Source organism: Bacteroides sp. BFG-606 (assembly GCF_024788145.1).
GTDB lineage: Bacteria > Bacteroidota > Bacteroidia > Bacteroidales > Bacteroidaceae > Bacteroides > Bacteroides vicugnae.
Map to the genome: position 1 here is coordinate 3,310,945 of NZ_JANUIL010000001.1, position 21,866 is coordinate 3,332,810.

Consider the following 21,866-nt stretch of genomic DNA (forward strand, 5'->3'; position numbering starts at 1 on the left):
TATGCTGGATGAACTGCTCATACTAAAAAAGATAAAGGGAGGTGACATAAAAGCGTTTGAGGAACTCTTTCGCCGTTACTATTTTCCTCTTTGCTGTTATGCGGCAGGCATTACCGGGCAAATGGAAGTGGCTGAAGAGATTGTGGAGGAACTTTTTTATGTACTTTGGAAAGAAAGGGAGTGCTTACAGATCTTTCAGTCCGTTAAAAGTTACTTGTATAGAGCGACTCGTAATCAATCTTTGCAGTATTGCGAACACGAGGAAGTTCGGAACAGATACCGTGAAACTGTATTGACCACTTCCAACCCAGAGCAGTCAACAGATCCTCATCAACAGATGGAGTATGAGGAATTGGAGAGATTCATAAATGGAACCCTTGAAAAGCTGCCGGTTCGCAGACGGAGGATTTTCGAGATGCATCGTCTGGAAGGGCGGAAATATGTCGAGATAGCGACGCAGCTTTCGCTTTCTGTTAAGACGGTAGAGGCTGAAATGACAAAAGCCCTCCGGACATTGCGAGAAGAAGTAGAAATTTATATTCACATGAAGTGATGAAAACAGATATTTATAAAATAAAGACAGATCAGGCGTGGAATCGATTGTATAATCGCTTGGACAATGACCGTTTACTTGCGAAAGTGGATGAAGGCCACCATACACGCAAATATTCACAATGGATCAGGTACGGAGCAGTTGCCGCCGTTTTGATAGGCGTCATTTGGGGAACTTTGTATTGGGTGACCGGTTCTGATAAAGAACTGGCACAGCATTTTCTTACACAGGAAAATCAAGGTGTTTCCACTTTGGCAACGACTCTCGAAGACGGTTCTGTCGTACTCTTGGCAAAAGAAACTTCCCTGTTATATCCGAAACATTTTATTGCTGATAAACGGGAAGTGAGTCTACAGGGAAATGCGTTCTTTGACGTAGCAAAGAAGCAGGGACAACCCTTTTGGATTGATACGGAGCAAGCTAAGATTGAAGTGCTAGGTACTGCTTTCAGTGTGCAAAGTGATGAAAATGCTCCGTTCCGTTTATCCGTACAAAGAGGGATAGTGAAGGTTACTCTAAAAAAAGGAAATCAGGAGTGTTATGTAAAAGCGGGGGAAACGGTAGTAGTGCGATCACAACGATTAGTCGTTTTGGATACAGATAAGGAGAATGAAGAGTGGGGGAGCTTCTTTAAGCATATACGATTTAAAGATGAATCGTTAGCGAACATTCTGAAAGTCATGAATTTGAATTCGGATAGTTTGCAAATACAAGTTGTCTCACCGGCATTGGAGGAACGTCGGCTGACTGTCGAATTCTCTGACGAATCTTCTGAAGTTATAGCTAATCTGATAGCTAGTGCGCTCGGTCTGCAATGTATCCGGCAAGGAGATATTCTTTTATTATCGGAATAGAACTCATTAAAGTTGGGAAAAATGAAACAGGCTTATCATTATCTGTCCGTTCTGCTGATACTCTTCTTCTTCGTCGATATGATGAGAGCGGATGGAAGTGATGTGCTGGAACGTATAGTCAGACTTCCCAAGATAAAAGGTACTGTTTATTCATTGTTGAGTGATGTCTCTCAACAGTCGGGATATATGTTTATTTATGATAGTAAAGTCATTGATAATGATGCAGTAGTGAAGATAAAGGGAGGCGAACGTTCCATTCGTCAGGCAGTGTATGACATCGTAGGAAATACCAGTCTGGAGTTTCAAGTGATGGGCACTCACATCCTGATTACTCTCCCTTCGGAGAAAAAGGTACGTGTGCAACAAGATTTTGTTCCGGAACAGATAACAAACTTTGTCATTATCGGTACTTTGCTGGATAAGGAGACAGGAATACCTATCTCTTCTGCTACTGTTGGAGTGCGAGGAACATCTATTGGCAGTATAACGAATCAGAATGGAGATTTTAAACTGTCTTTACCCGATTCTTTGAAAAATGATTCGATTACTTTTTCTCATATAGGTTATCTTTCACAGGACATAGAGTTTGCTTTGCTGATTGGACGGCACAATATACTTAGTCTCGAACCTAAAGTTGTCCCTTTGCAGGAAGTGGTGATTCGTCGAAGTGATCCAAAGAAACTTTTGCGTGAAATGATTGAGCGGCGGAATAAGAACTATTCGCATACTCCGGTATATCTGACTACTTTTTATCGTGAAGGAGTTCAGTTGAAAAACAAATTTCAAAACTTGTCAGAAGCTGTGTTTAAGGTTTATAAGACATCCTCATATTCTTCTGTACCGGATCAGGTGAAGTTGTTGAAGATGAGTCGGCTAAGTAATGTAGAAGCAAAAGACAGCTTGCTTGTAAAAGTAAAATCTGGAATTCAGGCTTGTATCCAAATGGATATCATCAAAGATATGCCCGAGTTCCTGACTCCTAGTGTAGAGAAGGGTATTTATGACTATACTTCAGAAGGAGTAACATTTTTAGAGGACCGATTTGTAAATGTGGTGCATTTTGAGCAGAAAAAGGGAATCAGCGAACCTCTTTTTTGTGGAGAGCTATTTCTTGATTCCGAGACAAGTGCTCTATTGCAAGCCCGTCTGGAAGTTCATCCTGTATATGTGAAGAATGCGGCAGGTATGTTTGTCGAAAGGCGTACGCGTAACGTGCGAATGATTCCTCAAAAGGTGGTATATACTATTTCTTATAAACCGTGGCAAGGGACTTATTACATACACCATATCCGTGGAGATCTTCATTTCAAAGTGAAACGGACAAAAATGCTGTTCGGCAGCCGGGATCTTCATATCTGGTTTGAGATGATTACTTGCAAGGTGGATACCGAACAAGTGGTCGTATTTCCCCGTACAGACAGATTGCCCACCCGTACCATCTTCTCTGACACCTATTTCAAATATGATGAGAACTTTTGGAAGGACTTCAACGTGATCCCATTGGAAGAGGAAATCAGTAAACTGATAGAAAAGATCTCTTTGAAGATAGAAGAAATAGGTGATTGATTTGTTTTGTCATTCAATGAGATTGCTGTACCTTTGCATCCGGTTTAAAAGATTGTATGTTATGGAATTACCAAAAGATCCGATGATGTTGTTCAGCGTCATCAATATGAAGTTACGTGATTGTTATTCTTCACTTGACGAACTTTGTGAAGATATGAATGTGGACAAGGATGAATTAGTGAATCAGTTGAAAGCCGTGGGCTTTGAATATAGTGTGGAACACAATAAGTTCTGGTAATGTATTGGTTCTATTTATCTTAAAAATATAAGAAAAGCCTCTATAGATAATAAATCGATAGAGACTTTTCTTATATTACAGGTATTGTGTGAAAACTACTTAGTATCTACGTCTATCGCCCAATAGGCATTGGCATTAGTGGAGCCGACGCCTTGTCCGTTTCGTGCACCAAACATCTGTATACGTAGTAGTCTGGCTTTTATATTCTTTGGAAATATGAATGTTTCATAATCAGATTTACTACTGCCTACTCCCGGCATCACTTGCATACCCATAATGTGTCCACGACCTAAATTGTCGGATTGCCATGATGAATTTTTGACCTTCTTCCAGGTATAGCCATCATTTGAAATTTCAAAATCAAAATAATATTGTCTTCTGATTTGTGTGTTTCTACCATAGCCGAGTGATACCTTCTCTATTTCAACCGGGGTATCTCCCAGATAAAATTGTACGTATGGAGAACCTGATTGACTCCATAGAGTTTTGTAATTGCCATCAGTCAGTTTATCCAATTGCTTACTGCTTCCATTGGATGAAATTTTTTCTTTTGATACAAATCCATAAGCAATCGTATAGACGCTTGTTATCTTTCCATCTTTAGTGACTGTAAAAGTAATACCTCTACTATTTTCATCTTTTTGTATACTAGTTCCTTTTTCTCCTTTAGCTGTCACTTGAGGTAATGCCTTGTAATCTAAAGCGATGGGGATAGTATAGTTCAACACTTCTTTTTTGAATGTTTCAAGTTTTACCCCATTGATACTGATTTCACTTAAATAAGCGAACATGTCATTGAAACTGCCGGACTCATCTTTGTAGGCTGGAATGTTGGATGAATTTGTATTGTCGACGGCTTGTTGTCCCATTCTGTCCTTTAGCTGTTGCAGGTATAAGCTGCCTGGATTCATCTTTTTACCAACACTGTATTCGTATGCTTTAAAGTTAGGAACGTTGCCCGGATCTACTTCCGCCATGATAAACGGTAGACGATCATTCGCATCTGATTGTCCGAACAAATAGTTGGCTGCCAGCTGGTTCTGGCTGATGATGAACTTGCCTTCATTGTTATACAAGGTGTAGTTTGCTCCCGACCAGCCATGAGCCGTTCCGTTATTCCAACGGTTTTGCACATAGATACGTCCTTTGATATTATCGAATAATCCGCCAGTTGACCATCGGAGATGTGGCTCGTTTGCATCGAACTGATAATCACTCCGATCGTTATAAAATACGTTTGGTCCCATCACTTGTCCCATGATAATAAAACCGTGGCGAGTATATCGGGCATAGTTGCGCTGATTTAGAATGAGTGACCCACCGGAGTTCGTGAAACTATACCGGCGCTCTCCACCTGTACCGCTGACAGGTTCGAGGCAATTGACATCCTGTACGGTTACCCATCTGGCTCCGTCTGATATATTAACTGCCACGTCGATGTGGTAATTGGTGATTCTTCTTACCCATATATTTTCAGCATTGCCGATACGTACTGCTACTTGTGCATGATATTCATCATCATATGATTTGTAATTGATTCCGAAGGCAGAGTTTTCTGCGGTAGTTGATTTATCGAAGCGGGAAAGAATTTGAATGTTTTCAATACCTGCATTTTGTACTCTGTTGTCGGATGTAAAACGGGTAACGGTTGATATGCCATATTTCATACTCAATGGATCGACAATGGGTTCTACCAATGTAATCGTATTGGTTTGAGAATTGACAGAGAGAATGGTGCGTTCCTGATAAACATCCATATAAGAACTCTCTAGTTTCCCATTCACTGCCCATTGATTTGCAGAAGGTACGGATGGAGCGTCTGTAATGACATCCATTTTTAAATCTTGTGCCCATGATGCGTTAATAATTCGGTTGACACGTATATTATCTCCAGCTTTTAATCCCTCAACAGTTTGCAATCTGATAGTACGTGTACCTGAAGGAACATATTGATCTGCTATTTCTATTGTCTTTTCAGTGTTGATATTTCCACCGGCAAAATTGAATACGGCAACATTTTTATTGTATGAGTCGGCTACCCATGTAGCTACTACTTTGGTAATATTCTTTTCTGCTTTTTCCGATTGTCCATAATCAAACCAATTATTGGAACTAAGCGGTTTGGAATGAGGTTTTATATTTTCGTGTCCATCACCTTCTCCTTTAATGATAATGCCACTTTTGTCTATTCTGATAGACTGGCTGACGCGGAATGTTCCTGCTTTTAGCAAGATAGCTCCTCTAAATCCGTTTTTGTCCGGTTGAAGGCGTCCTAACATATTAATAGCATTTTGAATACGTTCCGTATCATCTGCATTCTGGTCAGCGGAAGGTTCCAGGATGACACGAACAGGGACGTTCGGAATTTTCACACCACCACCTTTGTAACCTACATTGGAGTAATCTATTACTGTGTTTCCTCTGTAATCCGGTGTATAGACAAGCCGACCTTCCTGCATATAAATAGTAGGGTAGGGGTTTTCATAGGTATATGAGGAAATATCTTCTTTTATGGAAGTAAAGTAATATGAGTCATAAATGGTTTTATCGCTGGTTATGGCAAATTCCATATGATATGTTCCCAATGCATCGGCTACCTTATCAATGTCAATTTTGTAAGTATCTCCTTTCTTTATATGAATCGGTTTTGAAGTATATATTACTTTACCGTCAGGAGCCATCAGAGTTCCTGTTACAGAAATATCCTTTTGTGCTATAATATGATAAGATGGCACATGAGTTCCTTGTTGAATAACTGCCGGTCGTCCCACCATTATATTCATTTTGTCATAATCGGGCTTTATTCTGGCTGCATCAAAAGTGGGATAAGATGGTTGCGGGAGTGCGCCATCAGCTAATTGTTTTTGGAACACAAATAGATTGTAAATCTCAATAAAACGGTTGGCCAGTTTGCCACTTACCATCACATACCTTGCTTTTATCACTTCTGGGAATGAGTGAATGAAAACTTTGTTTCCATTGGCATCAGGCAGTTCATCTACATTTTGCGAATGTATGATTGTCCATCCTTTAGGAGCACTATATCCGTTCAACCCATCAGAACCGCTTTCCTTAGCATTAGAAAGTTTATTCCATTTATTTAAGTCATTTGTATAGGCAATCTGATAAACTCCATCTATTAATCGTTTCTTTAGATTAGCAACAGAAGTTCCCCAAGCCACTCCGATGGAATGAATGTCTTTTTCTTCTCCCAAGTCTAATGCCAGCCAAAAAGTCTCTTTTCCTTCACTGTTTGCTTGCGAGCCATCTACTTGATAACCACTTCCTGATGTTCCTGTAGAGTTGCCGTCGAAAGCTTTTTCGACCGTACAGTTCTTGCGGTAAGTACTGACCTTAATCTTTTGCGGATCAGGATTAAGAGCAAGATTAATCAGTTCGTATCTTTTGACATTGATGGAATAAGTTTCTTTTGTTTTACCATTACTTATGATTAACAGATCTTTATTCTGTATCTCTTCTATATCCGTTCTGGGAACTCCATTCGAATCTGTTACTCTCATAGATAACCCTTGAGGGATATTGATTTGCTCATTCAGTTGATAAGGGCTGGTATTCGTTAATAGAGTCAGAATTTTCGTCTTTTCATTGAATTCCAAGATATTAGGATACGGAGACTTTAAAACAAAAGACAAACCACCCCCACTTTGGAGGTTGGTTTGTATCATTGTAGTTTCGGGAGGAGCCATTTTTACACCGAGTGGCTTCCCTTTACTTATTTCTTTGAAAGATTTAGTATCTTCCATTGCTTGCTTTAACTTCTTGATAAACGCAATCGTTTCTTCGTAAGGAGGGGTCTTTAAAGAAGTCGGGGAACCGGCGTCCTTGCTAATCCACAATAATTCTATAGGAATGTATCCTCTATATGGGCTTTTACGAATATCTCTTATCAAACGGTTTAAGTCCATTAACTCCTGCGTTTCTGCTCCTGCCGGTTTTTTCTTTATCTGAAAATTGTTGGAGTAAGGAAGTATCAGGGCAATGTCTCTGTACCAATCGTACTTGGTAGCATCAGTATTTAGAAAATCACGATAGAACCCTGTATCATTTACAATACCGACATTGTCACAATCAATCCATTTTAATAATTGTATTACTTGGTTTGCGGTAGCGAGCATGTCTCCATGATTTTGTACGCCGATGCGTACGTCCGGATAATTTTTTTGAGCATACATGGCAACCTCACGGATATGTGGCGCTATTCGTTCTCTTGCAATTTTCTCCCATCCTTCACGACGAATATCTGCGGGAGGCGGACCTGCGAAAATGCGTAGTACGGGAGCTCCCATTTCGTGAGCAATTTTAATCCAGTATTTAATTCTTTCAACATCCGTTTTTCGACGTGCCTCATTAGGATCGGCAAAGTTGTTTTGAATGCCTGTGCCACTGATGGCTATATTTAATTCTGAACAGAGATTCTTAATGTTCCTTGCATATTTGATTATTTCAGAGTCCGGTCGGGTAGGCATTGCTGTATTGCTATATCCCGGAATATAGTAACAGGTGACATCTACTGCATCAAAACCAACCTTTGCTGCCCATTTAATAGCATCCAGTGTGCTTAACTGCGGAGCCACTGTGGAGTTATTCATCCAAGCGTTGATGTTTGTATTGAATGTATACATGTTCAAGCTCAGTTTGTAATCTCCCGAGTAATAATCTCCCGAGTAATCTTTATCTGTACGGTCAAAATGTGGTAGAAGCTGATCGCGTAATGGGTCGTAAGCCGAATCATTGTATTCGGCAGCCTGTTGAATGGCAGGTAATTTATCTCCATTATCGGCAACGAAGTTGAAAGCACTCCAGTCTACAGACCCACAGTTTTCCACTTTCATGAATTCGTCGTATACTTTACGACTAGGTATATGAATGACCATTTTGGTTACTCGCTCGAACCATAGTCCTTCTTTTCCTTCGGGTCTTTTTAAAGCTGGAGGGGTATTGAGATATAGTTCTGATAAGTTAGTACAGTAATAGAACATTCGTGGATCGGCATGTTTCAGTTTAGGGAATTTTGCAACTCTCAGCTGACTGTTGTTCGAGCCTTTAGGCTGTGCGAATGCTTGTACACCGGTCTTTTCTACATTGGGGAAATCAACAGTTTCAAGTTTCTCACAACCACTGAAAGCTTTAAGTCCTATTTCTTTTGCCAGGGTTGCCTTTACTCTTTTTAGATTGGACATCCCGTCAAAAGCTCCTTTGGGGATAATACCATTAGTGAAATTGGCTGTTCCTTCAATAGTCAACTCTTCCAGTCCAGTTAAGCTGTTCTTTATGAACTTACAATCATCCGGGGTTAATTCTCCGGCTTGGATAATTAATGTCCTTAGTTGGCTGTAATTGTTTCCAAATTTAGCGTTTATTTTGGATTGCAATTTTCCACCCGACAAATTTTTGTCGGTAAGAACTAATTTGTCTGATGTGGACTTTATAGTTTCAGTTATAAAGTCCGGAATGCTAAATGTCTTGTTGACATAAGCAGCTGATAATGCTACCGCGAATAACAATGCAAGTGCAGAGCCGATTATTTTTTTCTTCATTATGTTGTGAAATTAGTTATTTATTTTCAAAATGAAAGCGTCTTTACTCTTCATAGCCAATTAAATAAAATTCAGCCATTTCTGTTGTTGAACTGCTTTGTGTGTTCCAGCCTGTTATTTCAACTTTTATATATCGGTAGGTATGAGCTGTGCTTCCTTTTAAGTCTATTTCTCCGGAATCAGAACCGGCCGTGTCGGAGTTAGGTATTGAAATATTTTCTTTAATCACTTCCCAAGCTCCACTATCAGAGTCTTTTCCATATATTGTAACAGTTGTAACGCATGCTCGTGAATTTTTACCTTCAGGTTGGGCAACTTTGAATGAAAGGAATTCATTTTGGCTATTTCTGTCAATTACAAAATATGAATTATTTGTATCATCTAGCGGTCTATTTCCTTTTCCGGGTTTGTCGAATTTGATTGTTGATGTTACATCTCCGTCAACTACCCTATTTCTCACAATCTCTGCGGTTTCGTCTCCTGACAGAGTTAAGTATTCGTAGGATTCTGTTACTACCCAATTTTCTCTATTCAGTGTTACAGGTACTTTGATCGGAATATCTTTGACCTCAAGTGCTGCAAATGTTTTGATAATCGGATTTTCCGAGCTTGTTATCGTGATTGTCGCTGTTCCTGGTGCAAGTGCTTTAATGATACCAGATTCATTTATTTCTGCAATCTCTTCTTTATCTATCGAATAGGTAACATTGGGGTTCGTCGCATCTTCGGGCGTAATAATCACATGCTCTGATAAATCGAATGTTTGTCCGGGACTCTCAATGACAATACCATTCTTTATGTCTTCAGCAAGAGTGATGTTTTCTACTGAAACTTTTCCTGCTACTACATTTACGGTAAATGTAAACCCTAATTTGGAATTATGCGAAGGAATCACATTGATTGTTGTTTCACCTACTTTAATGGCAGTGATGACGCCTTCTTCACTGACTGTTGCTATAGCCTCGTTTGATGATTTGTATTGGAAGGTGTATTCTTCTTTGTCTATGGCATCCTCGGGGTATAAGTTCAGTCGAATTGTGAAACTGGCATTTCGTTCGAGGTTGAGAGTGCTTCCTTGTATATCATCAGCTTTAATCCATATTACTTTATCGTCTTCTTTAGAAGAATCCGCAGGATCTTCATTACAACTTATTAAAGTTGCAATGCAAACAAAAAATAGAAAATTTAATAAATAAGTTGTCTTCCTCATGGCTATAACTCTTATAATGATTATAATACCAAAAGGCTTAATGAATGGTTTTTATAATAGGAGTAATGCAACAACACTGCGACTGTGTATTACTGTGTATTATATTCAGGCACTGCAAAGATATGGATAAATATTTAAAAGCCAAATCTTTCGGATCTTTTTTTATTTCTTCTTATTCTTTTTATAACTTGTATACTTAAAATCGATTCTTGATGTCTTATGTATTACGGGAGTTGTTGTTTTCTGTGTTCGTGCACATTTTTATTTAAAGAAAAATATGCTTGTTTAAATTGTTGGTATATAGGGTATTATATGTTTTATTTTTGTGTTTTAATCAATCGGGTGAAAAAAAATAATAGCAAAAATATAGTTGGTTTCAAATAAAATCATATATTTGCAACACAAATACACAACTCCTGCTTTTGTTTGTGTGTGTTCGTGCACACTGTTCAGGCGTAATCAAGAGATTGCAACTTAAAAAATGCAGCCAGAGGGCTTAATGATGGTTAGTGATTCGGAGGTGAGGGTTTTGGATTTGTATAAGAAATGAATATTTTATTAAAACATTAAGAATCTTTATTTAATGGAAAACAGGCTAATACACTTATGGAAAACAGATTGTCTGTTGATTCGATTGCTGTGTGTGGCAATTTTGATATCATGGGCGAATGTGGAGGTTGGTGCTCAACAGAAAAAGGTGGAGCGGGCTATAAAAGGGGTTGTTTTGGATAGTGACACGAACGAACCTCTGATTGGAGTGAATATTACATTTAAGGAGATAAAGACAGGAACTATAACGGATGTTGATGGAAATTTTTCTTTGCCTATAGATAAGCAGAGAAAAGTATATAATCTCGTTTTTTCTTACATTGGTTATCAAACAAAGGAAATAGCTTGTTCGGGAAGTGAACCGTTGATTATAAAGCTGTCGCAGCAGGCTCAGGCATTGGATCAGGTTGTTGTGGTTGGTTACGGCGTTCAGAAAAAAAGTGACGTGACGGGGTCGGTAGCTACGGTTTCTAAAGATCGTATTGAAAATACTATAACTACGGATATCTCCCAGTTGTTGCAAGGTGCGGTTCCCGGATTGAATGTAATGTCGCAGGCTGCAGGGACGGATCCGGGCAGTGGAACTGTTATGTTGGTTCGTGGTCGAAATTCTATTAGTGCTAATAATGAGCCATTGATAATATTGGATGGTGCGCCTTATTACGGGAGCCTTTCTGAAATTGGAACTAATGAAATAGAGAGTATTAATGTGCTGAAAGATGCTTCTTCGGCTGCTATATATGGTGCGCGTGCGGCGGCGGGGGTTATTTTGATTGAAACAAAGAAGGGAGTTAAGGGAAAGATTAAGGTTTCCTTTGATGGTTTCTATGGAATACAAAAGGTTGCCAATTATCCGGATTTGATGAATGGTGAACAATATCTGAATTATAAGAATGGATGGACAAATGATGATGCTAATGATGAAGATGCTGCGTTGACTGATTTTGAAAGGGCAGTTTATCAGAGTGGTTCTTACAAGGATTGGTCATGGAAGGATTTGATTGTGAAAACTGGTCATACCAAGAATTTCAAATTGGGAGTTTCCGGTGGTGGAGATTATACACGTTTTAATTTTAATGCTTCCTATTTGGGTACGGATGGTATTGTGATAAATGATGAATACAAACGGTTGAATACCAGGCTGAATGTCACGACGGATATTAACAAATGGATTCGTATGGGAAATAGTGTTGGTTGGACTTATATTGACAGGAGTGGAGCTAAGCCGCCTTTCGTAGATGTGTTTAATAAATCTCCGCTTGCAAAACCATTCAATGATGATGGAACAGTTAATATAAATCCAACAGGTGAGGATACTAAAATCAATCCTTTGGAATGTTATTTATATGATGATTTGAATGTAAATTATGCTCTCACAGCTACTAACTATCTGGAAATTAAGATTCCGGGCGTGAAGGGACTTTTGTATAAATTGAATACGAATGTTCAATATGGCGCTGGAAAACAATATTGGTATCGGGGTTCTAATACAAAGAAGAGTGGTGCTTTTGGTGGAGAGGGAGAAATGGCTAATACCATGAAGTATTCTTATCTGGTAGAAAATATTGTGAGTTATCAACATACGTTTGCTCAAAAACACGAATTGTTTTTAACGGGGCTTTTTAGCTTTGAGGAAAGTCATAAAGAAGGGACGACAATTATGGCTAAGGGATTTAGTGGAGATGATCGTTCTTATTATGGTATTCATGATGCTCAAGAGGTTAAGGTAGAACCGTTTGTGAATGATAAAACCCGTTTACATTCATATATGGCTCGTGTTAACTATGCGTATGATAGTCGTTATTTGTTTACGGCTACTGTAAGACGCGATGCGTCTTCTGCATTGGGGCAATATAAACATTGGGGTACATTTCCTTCTATGGCTTTGGGATGGAATATTCATAATGAGAAATTTTATGCTCCCATAAAAGAGGTTATGAGTACTTTAAAACTTCGGTTGTCGGTTGGTAAGAATGGGCAGAGCGGGTTGTCGCCTTACTCTACTCTCCCTATTATGTCAGATAATGGATATACGAATGGAAGTTCTCCTCTTCCCGGTTATATTCCCGGCACTATTGGTTCTCCTAATTTGGGTTGGGAAGTCATGACTTCCTATAATGTAGGGTTGGATTTTGGTTTTTTGCGTTCCAGAATTACCGGTGAATTTAATCTTTATAAAAATATGAATAAGGATTTGCTTCTGAAGCGTACGATATCTTCTGTACATGGTATTAGTGAAGTTATGCAGAATATCGGTAGAACGGAAAATCGCGGAGTGGAGTTGTCTTTAAGTTCGAATAATATTACGTTGAAAAATTTCTCTTGGCATACAGGGCTTAGCTTGGCATGGAATGATAATAAAATAAAAGAGCTGTATGGAGATGGCTTATCGGATATTACTAATAAATGGTTTATAGGGCATCCTGTATTAAGTAATTTTGATTACAAAATTGTTGGAACGTGGCAGTTGGGTGAAGAGGAAGAAGCTGCTAAATATGGTGCTAAACCTGGTTATGCGAAGTATGAAGATCTTAATAAGAATGGTGAGATAGATCCGGATGACCGGCAAATTTTGGGTTCTTCTGAGCCGGACTTTACTTGGAGCTTGTCAAATACACTGAAATACAAAGATTTCTCTTTGTTTGTATTGTTGTATGGAGTTTCAGGGTCAACTAAAGCTAATCCGTTTAAAGATAAGACCTATTTGATTAATCATAATTTTTGGACTGTGGATAATCCTACCAATGAATATTGGAGTACAGAGAAAAATGCAAATAAGTATATTGCAAATAAATCTATAAGTCCGAGTAGTTATGAGAGTGCAGATTTTATGAGGATTAAGGATGTGACACTGACTTATACGCTTCCAACACGTATTGTGACTAAAATGGGCTTGAGTAAATTAGCGGTCTATTTTACTGGAAAGAATCTGTTAACGGTGACGGGATGGGAAGGTATGGATCCGGAATTTGATACTCAACGTGCAATTCCGGTTAGTCGTGAGTATTCATTTGGTATTAATCTGGCATTTTAAATACTGGCAATATGAAAAAAGGAAAATATACCCTGTTTTGGGGAATGATTATTGTATTGGGGTTTTCTTCTTGTCAAAATGATCTTTTGAATGAAGAACCGAAGCATCTGTATACGGCTGATCGACTTTATACGAGTCTGGAAGGGTATGAAAATGGTTTGAATGGGCTTTATGCAGAGGTGAGAAAAGAGTTTGAAGGGATGAATTATACGACCAATTTCGGTACGGTAGATTTGCGTAATGTGTTGTTTACTGTTGGTACGGATAATATGGCGACCGGGAGTAATAAGGGGAATGTGCATAGGATGTTGAATAGCTGGGGCGTAGCAAATCATCCTTCTTATAAAGATTTTGATAAATATTTTTTGTGGTTTTATGAAACGATAAATGCGGCTAATGCTATTTTGGACAGGGCTCCGTATTCTGATATTAGTTGGGATGATGGAAGCGGTAGCAGTCAATATTATAGGGTGATGGCTGAAGCTAAGTTGTTCAGGGCGTGGGCATATCGGCATTTGAGTTATTTATGGGGGCCGGTTCCAATTGTTACTACAGAATCTACGGATGCTATTCGTACGGATTTTGTGCGGGAACCAGTTGAGAAAGTACGCCGTTTTATTATTGAGGATTTGGAATTTGCGGCAGAATACTTGCCGTGGATCCCTTCTCGGGCAGGTACAATGACGAAAGGAGTGGCTATGACTTATTTGGCGGAGATGTATTTGGCACTTGGTGATGCGGAAACTGCATACAAGTGGGCAAATAAATGTATTACGGAAGGTCCATATGCTATCCAGAGAAGTAAGCATAGTACGGACAAGTCTGTGTTTATGGGTATGTTTCAACCTGAAAATATAAATAGTTCTAATCCGGAGATTTTGTGGGAGTTGAAGTGGGCAAGAGGAATTGTTGGCGGTGGTGAGAATATTATGCGTCATGAGTCTACGTTGCGTTATGGAAATACAAAATGGAAAGGTGCGGATGGGTTAACGCTGGGATATACAGAGGAGCGTGGCGGACGTGGATGGCATCGGATGAGTATATTGAAAAATACGTTGTTATTATATTACAGTTCAAGTAAAGATGTGAATCCTGCTAACGGGCAAATTGATGAGCGTGGAAATGAATATGCAATTGGTCAATACTTTGTGCTGACGGATGCTGATAAACTGACGGATAGTAATGGGAATGATATTATGAATGCTACGGAGGGACGTCCATGGAAAATAGGGGATAAACTCTGGATTGGAGCGTCGAAAGATGCATCTGTTAAAACTACAAGTGGTGGATATGATTATAATAACTTGAGTGATACTAAGGTTACGTCTAATAATCATCCATATCCATTGAAATTTGCTTTTTGTGATGTTGGGTATCCGGAGAATACGGAATCTCATTTTTCTCAAATTTATATGCGGTTGGCGGAGACGTTGTTGTTAAGGGCAGAGGCTTCTATTAGATTGGGTGATTTGGCATCGGCGGTTAGTGATATAAATGAGCTGAGGGATAGGGCTAATGCGAAAACAATTACTGCGGCAGATTTGGGGGCTTCTTTGGAAGAACAGTTGAATTTTATATTGGATGAGCGTAGTAGAGAACTATTGTTGGAAGAACATCGCAGATATACATTGCTTCGTATGGGGGGTAAGGATTTTATGTATCCTCGAATTAAGGCGTATAATCCTATTGATGGAACAAACTTTGCTTTAAGAGATACTATCTTTCCGATACCGCAAACTGTTATTGATGCTAATCGTACTTTGTATATGCCGCAAAACCCGGGCTATACATCAGCGAGTGAATGATAGAATTGTGAGACTTGGTTTTAAATAAATTATGTATTAAAAAAAAGAAAAATGATGAGAAGTATTATTTTGGCGTTATGCCTATTGTTTGCATCTTCTGCATGTGTGGTTACGTTTGCGCAGAAGACAAAAAGTGTTGAAGAAAAGGCGCAGAAAATGGTAGAGAAACTGGATTCTTTGTTGGGGTTAACTCAAGAACAAAAGGATAAAATTCTAGTGATATACTCGAAGCCTAAAGATCAACGTGGTAAGGTGGATGCTCAGCTGAAAGAAATTTTGACGGTAGAGCAGTATAAAAAATATCAGGATAATAAAGCTGTGGAAAAAGCGAAGAAAGGCGAAGGAAAAACTGGAAATAAACAAGAGAAGAAAGGTGGAAATAAGAATAAAGAAAAGGCTAAATGATGAGTTTTAAAGATTAAGTTTGAATTTCATAGAAAGGAGCTTTCTTGAACTTTATGTGGATGGAAAGCTCTAGTATTTTAGAGGTTTAGGATAAGGTGTGGGTTGTGTCAACTCGCACCTTATTCATGTTTTCTTGTTTCAAATGATTGCTGTAAGAAGGATTAATAATACTGGGATTATTCTCACTGTTGTGAGAAAAAAATCTCACCGTTATGAGAACTTTTTCTCATAGCAATGAGAATCTTTTCTCATAACGGTGAGAATGTTTGAGAATTTAGTGATTGTAAATGGTTGTTTTATTGAGGATTGCGGGAGTGTTAAAACCTTGTAGTTGTATTATTATCGTTGTGTGTTGAAAAATAAAGTTGCCGCACTGGATTCTTTATATAAATCAGCATTCTCTTTTACAATAATATCCATTGGCATATAGTTGTTGTTTTGCACACTTTTTCCAAAAACCAAATATTGTATAAGTGTTTCTACTGCCATGTAGGCTTGTTGTCCGGCTCTTTGTTCTACGAGAAAATCAAGATAACCTTCGTCTAGCGCTTTTGCATTTTTTTCTGTTAAGTCTATTCCGACGAATTTGACGTCGCGGATTTTATGTCTTTTGAAATAATTAGTGATGACATGTGCTCTGGAGTTGAATATGACCGCTCCTTTTATATTGTGGTTTGTGATAAAATAGTCTTTTAGTAAATCTTCATTTTTCTCGTTGTCCTGTGCAGAGTAATTAACACGACACAGTTTATTCTGTAGCTTATGTTCTGCATAGTAGGCCATAAATCCGGCTTTTCTTAGAATGGTGGTATTGGCGCTTTCATCTCCAACTCGTATGGCTTGAAAAAGAGCGATGTCTGCGTCTTTAGGAGTAATCTGGGTGATTAATTTCGCAATGAGATATCCACATGTGTATGGGTTGGCTGTGTAAAATGCCAACGGACTGGCTCCTTCTACTGTGGAGTCAACAAATATATATGGAATATTCATGTCTGAAAGTTGGTTGGCTAGGTAGATTGTCTCATCTCTAAAAGTGGGGCCGATAATTACGGCGTCCGGTTCGTGCTGAATAACTTGTTCAAAAGAAGTTCTGCATGAAAAAAGGTCGAAATGGTTGTAATAGCAGAATTCGCATTGAATATCTATTGCAGAATAGGTTTCTAAAGCTGCATTAATTCCTTTTTCGGCAAAAGACCAATATTCTCCTGCACTGGATTTAGGAATGGCAATAACAAATTTGTAGCTTTTCCGAAGAGAAATGGCAGAAACATGAATGTTAGGTGTGTAATTCATTTTTTGCAAGGCTTCTTCTATTCTAATTCGCTTATCTTCGGTGACATTACCTCGATTGTGTAAAACACGGTCAACTGTTCCGGCTGAAACTCCTGCTAAATCAGCAATATCTTTAATTCTAATTTTTTTTGCCATATGAATTACCTTCTTCTTTAAAACTTTTTTAATACTGCAAAGATAACTATTATAAGGTAATAGTAAAATATAAAATGGAAAAAATACATAGTTTTTTATCGATATTGTTTGTGATTCAAAAAAAACTAAATATATTTGTGGACGTACACAGTTTGAGTGTGGTATATTTAAAAACAATAAAAAGAGATACGATGGAAAAAAAGACTTTAAAAGCTGGGTTTGTTGGTTCTGGATTTGCAGCACGCTTCCATTACAACGCGTTACAACATGTGTTTAGTGCAAAAGTAGAAATAGCTGGTGTATTCTCTGTGGCTAGAGAAGAAGCAGAGCAGTTTGCCACTCATGGAAATATGGTGATTTTTGATACACTTGAAGAATTGATTGATGCTTCTGATGTTATTCATGTGTGTACTCCACCGGTGACACATGAAGAAATTGTAGTCGCCGCATTAGCCAAGAATAAGAATGTGATTGTAGAAAAACCATTCACGGGTTATTTTGGTGATGGTACAGAAGGTTTTAGTGGGGAAAATTTTTCGCGTGAAGAAGGACTTCAAAAAACAGTAGAAAGTATCAAAAGAATGTTGGATGCTGAAAAAGCTAGTACTGGGCGGATTATGTATGCTGAAAACTGGGTGTATGCTCCTCCCGTACAAAAGGAACGTGAGATAATTGAAAAATCAAAAGCACAGATCTTGTGGATGAATGGGGAACAATCTCATTCGGGTTCACATTCTCTAGCTTATGGTGAATGGAAATTTTCCGGTGGCGGTTCTTTGATAGGAAAAGGTTGTCATCCGTTGACTGCTGTTATCTATTTCAAGCATGTGGAAGGAAGAGCCCGCTTTGGCGAACCTATACGTCCGAAAACAGTTTCTGCCCGCGTGCATTCTATTACCCGTTTACCTAATTTCGATGATCAGGGATATTTGAAAACTCATTATAAAGATGTGGAAGATTTCGCAATTGTCCATATTGTATTTGAGGATGGTACGATTGCCGATGTTATAGCAAATGAATTAAGTTTGGGCGGCACTAATAACTGGATTCGTGTCAATGCAAACAATCATCGTACATTGTGTAATATGAGTCATAACAATACTATGGAAACATACACTCCCGATGAGAAATATTTTGATGACATTTACGTCGTGGAAAAGACCGAGACCAAACAGGGATGGTCACAAATATCTCCAGATGAAGGCTGGTTTTTGGGATATCAACATGAATTAAATGCATTTTATAATGCTGCTGCTAATGGAACACCGATAGAAAGTAATAGCAAGTTGGCTGCGGATACTATGTCTACACTATATGCAAGTTATGTTTCAGCAGAGAAAAATGGTGCTGAAGTAGAAATATCCATTCTTTAATGATATAAACCATGGAAGATAATAAACGTATATACGAATCGATGTCGAGTGATGAAATTTCTGCTGCCTATAATTCTCTGGAAGGGAAGTCTGAATTGGTGAAGAAAGAAGTAGCGGAATTGCGGGGACTAAAGAATGAAGGCTTTTGGAAACGTACTAAATGGTATTTTTCGAAATCGGGTCCAGGATGGATGCAAAGCGCTATGACTCTTGGAGGAGGTAGTGCCATGGCTTCTTTGTTTTCAGGCGCACATGCACAATACCAGTTATTGTGGGTACAACCTGTCGCTATGGGAATTGGGATTATTATGCTATCGGCTTTGGCTCATCAGACTATGTGCAGGGGAGAACGCCCTTTCTATGCAATGAAGAAATATGTGAGTCCGGTTATCGCGTGGGCATGGGCTTTGTGTACAATCGTTGCGACTATGATCTGGCATTTCCCACAATATTCTCTAGTTTCAGGAATGACTCTTGATTTGGTACAGGCGTTCGGAGGGTTTCAGCTGGAAGATGGTTCAGTAGGACAAACTGCTGCGTTGTTGGGAATTGCAGTGGTAGTCTTGTATGTTTCATGTCGTATTGTATGGAATTATAATAAAGGAAGTAAAGGAATCAAGATTTTTGAGAATATAATCAAGAGTATTGTTTGGTTTATTATTCTTTCATTTTTGATAGTCGTTGTAGTTTGCAGTTTCAGTGGCAATGGAATAGATTGGTCTGCTGTGGGAAGAGGATTTTTGCCTTTTTCTATGGAAGGTGGATTCCATTTAAATATTCCAGGGAGATACACAAGGCATTCAGATTTTTATAGCATCGTTGAGTGCGGCTGTCGGTATCAATATGACATTTTTATTTGGATATTCTTTCTTGAAAAAAGGTTGGACAAAGGAATATTCTGGACTGGCAAAGTTTGATTTGATAACCGGAATGTTGATTCCATACACTATTGCAACCTCTTTGATGATAATAGCTGCAGGGGCTACGATTACTCTGGCACCAGGTGAAACCTCTATTTCACCGATTAAAGCTGCGAGTATGCTGGAAGCAGCCGGTCTTCCGGCGTTAGTATCCCGTTTGATTTTTGGCTTGGGGATTATTGGTATGTCTTTGAATGCTATAATACTTCATATGGTAGTTTGTGGTTTTGCAATTTGCGAGATATTTAAATTACCCGAAACTGGCTGGAAGTACAAATTGGCTACATTAGTTCCCGTACCAGGATTTTTGGGTGCTATACTTTGGAGTAAAATGGGCACATGGATTGCTATTCCTACATCAGCCATTGCATTAATTTTATTGCCTGTGGCATATATCGGCTTTTTCTTATTGAATAATAGTGAAAAATATATGCGTTCTGATATGCCTCGTGGTGGCAGACGTTTTTGGTGGAATACTGGCATGATTATAGCTATTTCTATAACACTGATTAGTGTCGTTTATTATTTAGTGAAAGTTGCACCTACATATTTTACAAAACTCTGATACTATGGTTAAGTTAAGTGGATTTGCAGACGAAGTTTATGTGAACTTTAAGCAGCAATTGGATTTTTTTCATTCGGTGGGACTTAAGTATATTGAATTGCGTTTTTTAGATGGAATAAATATATTGGATATTTCGAAAGAAAAGTTGACAGAGGTTAGACAGATGTTATCGGATAGTGGCATTGGCGTTAGCGCCATTGCCTCACCGATTGGCAAGTACGGTTTGAATCAGCCTTTCTCTCCCCATTTTGATAAGTTTAAGCATACTGTCGATGTTGCTTCATTTTTAGATACTGAGTTGATTCGGGTTTTTAGTTATTATGCACCCGAGGGAGAAGATGTAAACCGGTATCGGGATGAAGTGATGGAGCGTATGACAGCAAAGGCTGAATATTTAAGAGGTGGCGGAGTGAATATGGTGCATGAAAATGAATCTCATATTTACGGATACAGTGCGCAAAACTGTGTTGATATTGCATCTACTGTTAATTCTGAGCATCTGTCTCTTGCGTACGACCCGGCCAATTTTGTATGGGGAAGTGATATTGTGAATAATGTGGAGGTATGTTGGCCATTGATGAAGCCGTATACTACTCACGTACATATTAAAGATTGGAAACTGGGCAGTAAAGACATTGGTAGTCTTCCGGGTGAGGGAGATGGACAGATCGAACAGTTGATAAAGGAATTGTCCCTTATGAAATATGCAGGTTTTGTGACTTTAGAACCTCATATGAGTTCTGGAGGACAATTTGGTGGAGAGACAAAGCCTGAACAGCTGAAAGCTGCATTGGAAAATGTAAAAGCGTTTTGTAATAAATATAATATAGTATGCGTATAGAGACAGATGCTAAGATAGAACGGAGGATTGAGAATATTCCGGCTCGAAAAAAAATAGTTCCACGGTTCGATTTACAAAAAGATTATAAGGTAGATCAACCACAGGTAGAAGTAGGGTTGAATGCATTTTCATTTAATGATGAGTTGATAGACTATGCAAAAGGGTTAGGTGGCGGATTATCTGTTTTTGATCTAATCGATTTCTGTGCTTTGCACAATATTAAAGCATTAGATCTAACAGCTTATTATTTAATCGGTTATCCGGATGTTCCTGCTGATAACTATCTATTTGAAATTAAAAGATATGCTCGCAAACGTAATATTCATTTATCCGGAACTGGTGTTTGGAATGATTTTGCAGATCCGGATCCACAAAGAAGAAAATATTTTGTCCAGCTGATAAAAAACTGGATTGAAGCTTCATCTAAAATGGGAATTGAAGTTATTCGGGTATTTTCGGGAGTTCCACCGGAAGGATATACGGAAGAAAAACGTCCGGAAATTGTAAGGCAAATAGTCGAATGTTTGAAAGAATGTGCTGTTCATGCTGGTAAATATGGGATTATGATAGGTTTACAGCATCATGCGGATATGCTAAAGACTGCTGATGAGACTATTGAGATGATAAAAAAGATAGATTCTCCATGGGTAGCTGTAATTCTTGATACAGGCAATTTAATTAGTGAGGATCCTTATGCTGATATGGATAAATTGATGCCTTATGTAATTAGTTGGCAGTTGAAGGAAAGTGTGTTTGGGTGGAACTTATCTGTGAGAACTGATTTGAAAAAAATTATGCAGATTATACGCAAACATAATTATCGTGGTTATTTACCGGTAGAAACATTGAATACCGGAATGTGTAAGTATGATCCTTATGAACAGGTTCCGCGATTTATTAATGAGGTTAGACAGGCGATTGCTTCTGCTTTTTGAAAAGAAGTGTTGTGCGTTTAGTTGTCGGATTG

The 21,866-nt window shown here is 38.6% G+C and carries 15 protein-coding genes; 12 read left to right on the forward strand and 3 right to left on the reverse strand.

Going from position 1 to position 21,866, the window contains the following annotated elements:
• The first annotated feature begins 1 nt into the window (after window position 1).
• The 4 genes from NXV01_RS12150 to NXV01_RS12165 all read left to right on the forward strand — a co-directional run bounded on the left by NXV01_RS12150 (window position 2) and on the right by NXV01_RS12165 (window position 3,211).
• Window positions 2-553 carry an RNA polymerase sigma-70 factor gene (locus NXV01_RS12150; RefSeq protein ID WP_259022546.1) on the forward strand — a complete coding sequence of 184 codons (552 nt, stop codon included), beginning with the start codon at window positions 2-4 and terminating at the stop codon, window positions 551-553.
• The gene (locus tag NXV01_RS12155) at window positions 553-1,407 is read left to right on the forward strand and encodes a FecR family protein (protein ID WP_259022547.1); all 855 of its coding nucleotides are present in this window, start codon (window positions 553-555) and stop codon (window positions 1,405-1,407) included. The genes NXV01_RS12150 and NXV01_RS12155 overlap by 1 nt, the downstream gene beginning before the upstream one ends.
• A gap of 21 nt (window positions 1,408-1,428) precedes the next feature.
• Entirely contained in the window at window positions 1,429-2,973 is a 1,545-nt protein-coding gene (locus NXV01_RS12160; RefSeq protein WP_259022548.1) for a carboxypeptidase-like regulatory domain-containing protein, read from the forward strand.
• A gap of 61 nt (window positions 2,974-3,034) precedes the next feature.
• Window positions 3,035-3,211: a DUF4250 domain-containing protein gene (locus tag NXV01_RS12165; protein WP_004302174.1), complete on the forward strand. Its 177-nt coding sequence runs from the start codon at window positions 3,035-3,037 to the stop codon at window positions 3,209-3,211.
• Between the two features lie 95 nt (window positions 3,212-3,306).
• Here NXV01_RS12165 and NXV01_RS12170 read toward each other — a convergent pair whose 3' ends face one another.
• Both NXV01_RS12170 and NXV01_RS12175 read right to left on the reverse strand, forming a co-directional pair.
• Window positions 3,307-8,769, reverse strand: a complete 5,463-nt coding sequence (locus NXV01_RS12170) for a TIM barrel protein (protein ID WP_259022549.1) — start codon at window positions 8,767-8,769, stop codon at window positions 3,307-3,309.
• Window positions 8,770-8,812: 43 nt separating this feature from the next.
• On the reverse strand, window positions 8,813-9,979 hold the full coding sequence (locus NXV01_RS12175) for an Ig-like domain-containing protein (protein ID WP_259022551.1): 1,167 nt from the start codon (window positions 9,977-9,979) through the stop codon (window positions 8,813-8,815).
• Window positions 9,980-10,562: 583 nt separating this feature from the next.
• On the opposite strand from NXV01_RS12175, the gene NXV01_RS12180 reads away from it, so the two are divergent.
• The 3 genes from NXV01_RS12180 to NXV01_RS12190 are packed head-to-tail and all read left to right on the forward strand — an operon-like array spanning window position 10,563 to window position 15,772.
• Window positions 10,563-13,562: a SusC/RagA family TonB-linked outer membrane protein gene (locus tag NXV01_RS12180; protein ID WP_259022552.1), complete on the forward strand. Its 3,000-nt coding sequence runs from the start codon at window positions 10,563-10,565 to the stop codon at window positions 13,560-13,562.
• 11 nt (window positions 13,563-13,573) lie between these two features.
• The gene (locus NXV01_RS12185; RefSeq protein ID WP_259022553.1) at window positions 13,574-15,367 is read left to right on the forward strand and encodes a RagB/SusD family nutrient uptake outer membrane protein; all 1,794 of its coding nucleotides are present in this window, start codon (window positions 13,574-13,576) and stop codon (window positions 15,365-15,367) included.
• 51 nt (window positions 15,368-15,418) lie between these two features.
• Window positions 15,419-15,772: a hypothetical protein gene (locus tag NXV01_RS12190; RefSeq protein ID WP_259022554.1), complete on the forward strand. Its 354-nt coding sequence runs from the start codon at window positions 15,419-15,421 to the stop codon at window positions 15,770-15,772.
• A 339-nt stretch (window positions 15,773-16,111) separates the two neighbouring features.
• Here the strand turns inward: NXV01_RS12190 and NXV01_RS12195 are convergent, their stop codons facing one another.
• A complete protein-coding gene (locus NXV01_RS12195; protein ID WP_008651343.1) occupies window positions 16,112-17,200 on the reverse strand; it encodes a LacI family DNA-binding transcriptional regulator in 1,089 nt (362 codons plus the stop codon).
• Between the two features lie 74 nt (window positions 17,201-17,274).
• Between NXV01_RS12195 and NXV01_RS12200 the strand changes: the two genes are divergently transcribed.
• The 5 genes from NXV01_RS12200 to NXV01_RS12220 are packed head-to-tail and all read left to right on the forward strand — an operon-like array spanning window position 17,275 to window position 21,834.
• Window positions 17,275-18,573, forward strand: coding sequence for a Gfo/Idh/MocA family protein (locus NXV01_RS12200; RefSeq protein ID WP_259022555.1), 1,299 nt, complete (start codon window positions 17,275-17,277; stop codon window positions 18,571-18,573).
• Window positions 18,574-18,584: 11 nt separating this feature from the next.
• Entirely contained in the window at window positions 18,585-19,490 is a 906-nt protein-coding gene (locus tag NXV01_RS12205) for a divalent metal cation transporter (protein ID WP_259022556.1), read from the forward strand.
• Window positions 19,417-20,058: a divalent metal cation transporter gene (locus tag NXV01_RS12210; RefSeq protein WP_259022557.1), complete on the forward strand. Its 642-nt coding sequence runs from the start codon at window positions 19,417-19,419 to the stop codon at window positions 20,056-20,058. Before NXV01_RS12205 ends, NXV01_RS12210 begins: the two co-directional genes overlap by 74 nt.
• Window positions 20,059-20,062: 4 nt before the next feature.
• Window positions 20,063-20,899, forward strand: coding sequence for a sugar phosphate isomerase/epimerase (locus tag NXV01_RS12215; protein WP_259022558.1), 837 nt, complete (start codon window positions 20,063-20,065; stop codon window positions 20,897-20,899).
• A complete protein-coding gene (locus NXV01_RS12220; protein WP_259022559.1) occupies window positions 20,890-21,834 on the forward strand; it encodes a sugar phosphate isomerase/epimerase in 945 nt (314 codons plus the stop codon). Before NXV01_RS12215 ends, NXV01_RS12220 begins: the two co-directional genes overlap by 10 nt.
• The last annotated feature ends 32 nt before the right edge of the window (window positions 21,835-21,866 follow it).

What these genes read in the sequence shown, in the direction of transcription:
- NXV01_RS12150 (WP_259022546.1), top strand. Translation starts at nt 2, where the DNA reads ATGCTGGATGAACTGCTCATACTAAAAAAGATAAAGGGAGGTGACATA.
- NXV01_RS12155 (WP_259022547.1), top strand. Translation starts at nt 553, where the DNA reads ATGAAAACAGATATTTATAAAATAAAGACAGATCAGGCGTGGAATCGA.
- NXV01_RS12160 (WP_259022548.1), top strand. Translation starts at nt 1,429, where the DNA reads ATGAAACAGGCTTATCATTATCTGTCCGTTCTGCTGATACTCTTCTTC.
- NXV01_RS12165 (WP_004302174.1), top strand. Translation starts at nt 3,035, where the DNA reads ATGGAATTACCAAAAGATCCGATGATGTTGTTCAGCGTCATCAATATG.
- NXV01_RS12170 (WP_259022549.1), bottom strand. Translation starts at nt 8,769, where the DNA reads ATGAAGAAAAAAATAATCGGCTCTGCACTTGCATTGTTATTCGCGGTA.
- NXV01_RS12175 (WP_259022551.1), bottom strand. Translation starts at nt 9,979, where the DNA reads ATGAGGAAGACAACTTATTTATTAAATTTTCTATTTTTTGTTTGCATT.
- NXV01_RS12180 (WP_259022552.1), top strand. Translation starts at nt 10,563, where the DNA reads ATGGAAAACAGGCTAATACACTTATGGAAAACAGATTGTCTGTTGATT.
- NXV01_RS12185 (WP_259022553.1), top strand. Translation starts at nt 13,574, where the DNA reads ATGAAAAAAGGAAAATATACCCTGTTTTGGGGAATGATTATTGTATTG.
- NXV01_RS12190 (WP_259022554.1), top strand. Translation starts at nt 15,419, where the DNA reads ATGATGAGAAGTATTATTTTGGCGTTATGCCTATTGTTTGCATCTTCT.
- NXV01_RS12195 (WP_008651343.1), bottom strand. Translation starts at nt 17,200, where the DNA reads ATGGCAAAAAAAATTAGAATTAAAGATATTGCTGATTTAGCAGGAGTT.
- NXV01_RS12200 (WP_259022555.1), top strand. Translation starts at nt 17,275, where the DNA reads ATGGAAAAAATACATAGTTTTTTATCGATATTGTTTGTGATTCAAAAA.
- NXV01_RS12205 (WP_259022556.1), top strand. Translation starts at nt 18,585, where the DNA reads ATGGAAGATAATAAACGTATATACGAATCGATGTCGAGTGATGAAATT.
- NXV01_RS12210 (WP_259022557.1), top strand. Translation starts at nt 19,417, where the DNA reads ATGACATTTTTATTTGGATATTCTTTCTTGAAAAAAGGTTGGACAAAG.
- NXV01_RS12215 (WP_259022558.1), top strand. Translation starts at nt 20,063, where the DNA reads ATGGTTAAGTTAAGTGGATTTGCAGACGAAGTTTATGTGAACTTTAAG.
- NXV01_RS12220 (WP_259022559.1), top strand. Translation starts at nt 20,890, where the DNA reads ATGCGTATAGAGACAGATGCTAAGATAGAACGGAGGATTGAGAATATT.